This window comes from Moorena sp. SIO3B2 (assembly GCF_010692525.1).
Taxonomy (GTDB): Bacteria; Cyanobacteriota; Cyanobacteriia; order Cyanobacteriales; family Coleofasciculaceae; genus Moorena; species Moorena producens.
Genome location: NZ_JAAHHE010000366.1, coordinates 1 through 4,107, shown reverse-complemented (window position 1 = coordinate 4,107; position 4,107 = coordinate 1). Strand labels below are relative to the sequence as shown.

The window sequence follows — 4,107 nt, the reverse complement described above, 5'->3', positions numbered from 1 at the left end:
CAATACCAACTCTACCATCAACCCAAAGATTGGGTGTACCGATCAGGTGAAGACTTCGATCATCGTTAAACCTTGCCCAGACTTTAGCACCTTCTTCTGGCTCCCGAATTTCTAAATGTTCGCCATTTCGGGCAATTTCCCAATCATTTGTTGAGGATCGAAATACATCGGATCGGATTATGCCAGTCGCATTTAGTTCACTGGTAGCGATCGCATTACTAACACTGAGACTCCCATCCACAGTCAGGTTATTAGCAGTAAAATCTTGGTCAGCAGCACCGTTGAGAGCAGCTTTAGTATCAACGGCATTATTAACCTGGGTAATTTGATTATCCACATAGGTTTTAACCGCTTGTTCGGTAGGTATCGCTAAATCACTGTTATCTGTAAGATTTCCATCACTGGAAAATTCATTAATGGCTAACCCTGTTCCGAGCTGGAGACTATTCTCAATGGTGAGGGAACCTGTCACCTGCTCTGTCACACGTAATTGAGCAGTAGCGATCGCATCCCTAACACTTAGACTGCCATCTACACTCAACGACCCAGTAGTATGCAACCCAGAATTAACTTCCAAAGCTCCGGAGGAATGTCCGGAACTTACCACCCCGGCGATGGTAATGACATCACTATCTTCATCCCCCAAGGAGACATTACCCTCAATATGCTCCGTATCACGGGCAATTACATCCCCCTGTACTTCCAAATTTCCCGATACCTGCAGATTACCCCCTACTGTCAAATTCTGGGCGCTAAAATTTTGGTCAGCAGCACCGTTTAGAGCAGCTTTGGTATCCAGGGCATTATTAACCTGGGTAATTTGATTATCCACATAGGTTTTAACCGCTTGTTCGGTAGGAACAGCTAAATTGCTGTTATCTGCTAGGTTTCCATCACTGGAAAATGCGTTTATGGATAATGTTCCGAGTTGGAAATTACCACCGACACTAAAGTTGTCATTAATAGTGAGGGAGCCAGCGATGGTTGAGTTTCCGGTAGTGGTGACTAAGCCGGTTAAACGAGAACCATCCCCAACAAATTGGGCGGCAGTAGCAGTATCACTCAGGGTTAAGTTTGTAGCAGAAATATTGCCAGTAGCAGAAATATCACCAATTACCTCCAACTCCTGTGAGGGAGTGTCTGTACCAATGCCAACTCTACCACTAACTGTAAGTTCTGGATCTGGCCAACTAGTCATTTGTTTTACCTCTCTTGATAAAAAATTGTTAATTGTCAGTTTTTTTATTGCTGATTAATAGTTCATAGGTTTTACCTTTTCCCTTTGAGAAAATACCAATAACAATCCAATCTACTGAAGCATCACCAACACAGGAATTTTTACCTTTCCACTACTGAGAGAACCCAAGGCTTTGCCGATAATCGCACCAATGGCCCGCTCTGGCTCCAGCACTTTTTGCCCATGACCTTTGGTGGGGCTGGTGGTGAGTAAATCTCCCACGGCAATTGGTGCAATATCTGCATCAACCTTACAGTAGGAAAAACATCCCATGGTTACCATGCTGCCCATTTGCTGATCCTGTACCACGGCAGTGTTCATTCCTGCCTCGGTTTTAGCAACAAGAGATTGGAACGGATGAGGGGTTTGAAGACTGGCAGCAATCTCTTCTGGTAGTTCTTCTGATGGAATTTGCTTTTGTAAGTCTTCTGGGGATATTTGTGCTAAAACTTCTGGTGGGATTGGTGATTCTTCATTATCAACATAGGGCAAATCCTCTTCTGTGGTTACCTTTGCCACAATTCCGCATACCCTTGTGTCATAAGCTCGGTTGGTTAAATCTACCTCTGGGATGGGAATGTCATTTTGGGTGGCATAAAACCGCGAAACAGGATGGTCAGATAGCACCACCACGTCACCCTGCTCAATCGGATCACCGACGGCATTCACAAAACGATCTGAAACATAGCCTGATTTATCTCCACTACGGATGGTGAGATTTTGTGCTGACAAACGCCCTGCAACGTTTACATCTCCATTACTTCTCACTGACAACTTCGTGGAGAAGGTGTTGAATATTGCTCCTTGATTTCCAAATCGAAATTGACTAGGATGGCCAATCCAAAGTTGATAGGTTGGTGCGTCTTCCCCCACCAGTTGTCGCTTGGACAGAGATAGTTTGAGATTATTTGTTGAATCAGAATTCAAAAAATTGCTTAGGATACTTCTCGTGAATTGGATCTCATTGGTGCCACCTCTCAATTCGAGGTTGCCTCCTGCAATATTGTTAGTGACGTTCAAATTTCCATTAATGTTGACATTGCCACGCACGTCTAATTTCTGAGATGGATTCGTTGTTCCAATACCAACTCTACCATCAACCCAAAGATTGGGTGTACCGATCAGGTGAAGACTTCGATCATCGTTAAACCTTGCCCAGACTTTAGCACCTTCTTCTGGCTCCCGAATTTCTAAATGTTCGCCATTTCGGGCAATTTCCCAATCATTTGTTGAGGATCGAAATACATCGGATCGGATTATGCCAGTCGCATTTAGTTCACTGGTAGTGAGCAAACCACCCACAGTTAAGTTATTTTCTATGGTGAGGGAACCTGTCACCTGCTCTGTCACACTTAATCGAGCAGTAGCGATCGCACCATTAACTGTCAAGTTATTATCAACAGTTAAGGAACCTGTAACACTGCCACCAACGCTTAATTGATTAGTGGCAATCGCACTATTAACAGTTAAAGTATTATCAATCGTTAACGGTGTAGTCACACTACCTGTGACGCTGAGTTGATTGGTGGCAATCGCACCATTAACTGTCAAATCATTATCAATGGTTAGGGAACCACTCACCCGATCGGTCACACTTAATTGAGCAGTAGCGATCGCATCCCTAACACTTAAACTCCCATCCACAGTCAACGAACCCGTGGTATGCAAAGCATCATCTATTCTCAGTGACCCTGAGGAGTGTCCTGAGCGAATTACGCCGGTAATTTTAACTTCATCACTGTCTTGGTCACCCAAGGACACATTTCCGGCAATATGCTCCGTATCACGGGCAATTACGTTTCCTTGTACTTCCAAATTCCCCGATACCCGTAGATTACCCCCTACTGTCAGGTTATTAGTGGCAAAATCTTGGCTAGCAGTACCGTTGAGAGCCGCTTTGGTATCGAGGGCATTATTAACTTGACTAATTTGCCCATCGACATAGGTTTTAACGGCTTGTTCGGTAGGAACAGCTAAATTGCTGTTATCTGCTAGGTTTCCATCACTGGAAAATGCGTTTATCGATAATGTTCCGAGTTGGAAATTGCCACCGACAGTCAGGTTTTCATCAATGGTGAGGGAGCCATTCAGGGTTAAGTTTCTAGCGGAAATATCACCAATTACGTCTAACTCCTGGGAGGGAGTTTCTGTACCAATGCCAACTTTACCTCTGACGGTAAGTTCTGGCTGTGGCCAATTAAAAGCCATTTTTATTTACCTCTGTTGATCAAAACTTGTTAATTGTGAATTGATAATTACCGGTAGCGGTATTAATTACCAATTGCCAGCCATTGAATATGCCATCCTTTGCTATTGGCAAAATCTGGTGTTAGGTTTGGTCTTCCATCTCTATCACTAGGAAATCGCACATAAACCCGGAAACTTTGGTTAGTTCTTTCGTATGCAGAACTTCCGCCTGTTGTTTCCCAATTAAAGTCATTACCATGCATATTAACTAGGTAAATGGGTGTCGATTGAAAACCACAGGCTGAGGTATCTACATCTACATAAATACCTTCACTCCCATGAGGTTGCCAATTAGTTGAGCCTTCGGGAGTTTTTCCACAACAGATTCTTAAGGCTGTTCCTGAGGTGTCTTGGGCTGCGCCGAGTAGCTTGCCGAGCACATGTAACTCTGCTTCTGGGTTGTTTGTACCGATACCAACTTTGTTCTTGACAGTAAGATTCATAGCATCAGGCCAACTGTATTCGCTCATAGTCTTTGCTCCTTTATCACTTGCAAATCATTGAAATGTACGGATTTTTTGGGGTTGCTTAATAATGGAATGATTGTAAGAGTTTTGTAGAACTGGCATCTTGCCAGTTTCATGCGCTTTCCGCATCTAATTATTAAATTCGCCACGGGTCGC

Annotated in this window: 3 protein-coding genes; all 3 read right to left on the bottom strand. The window is 43.7% G+C overall.

Annotation, left to right across the window (positions count from 1 at the left end):
- On the bottom strand, positions 1-1,198 hold a 1,198-nt coding region (locus F6K38_RS33730), incomplete at its 3' end, for an autotransporter outer membrane beta-barrel domain-containing protein (protein WP_353737247.1).
- Positions 1,199-1,309: 111 nt separating this feature from the next.
- Complete coding sequence (locus tag F6K38_RS33725) at positions 1,310-3,445, bottom strand: translocation/assembly module TamB domain-containing protein (protein ID WP_287359458.1); 2,136 nt, start codon at positions 3,443-3,445, stop codon at positions 1,310-1,312.
- 62 nt (positions 3,446-3,507) lie between these two features.
- Positions 3,508-3,954, bottom strand: coding sequence for a hypothetical protein (locus F6K38_RS33720; RefSeq protein WP_287359455.1), 447 nt, complete (start codon positions 3,952-3,954; stop codon positions 3,508-3,510).
- Between the last annotated feature and the right edge of the window lie 153 nt (positions 3,955-4,107).

Bases quoted from the DNA above. Each gene is read 5' to 3' on its own strand.
- F6K38_RS33725 (WP_287359458.1), bottom strand. From the start codon at position 3,445: ATGGCTTTTAATTGGCCACAGCCAGAACTTACCGTCAGAGGTAAAGTT.
- F6K38_RS33720 (WP_287359455.1), bottom strand. From the start codon at position 3,954: ATGAGCGAATACAGTTGGCCTGATGCTATGAATCTTACTGTCAAGAAC.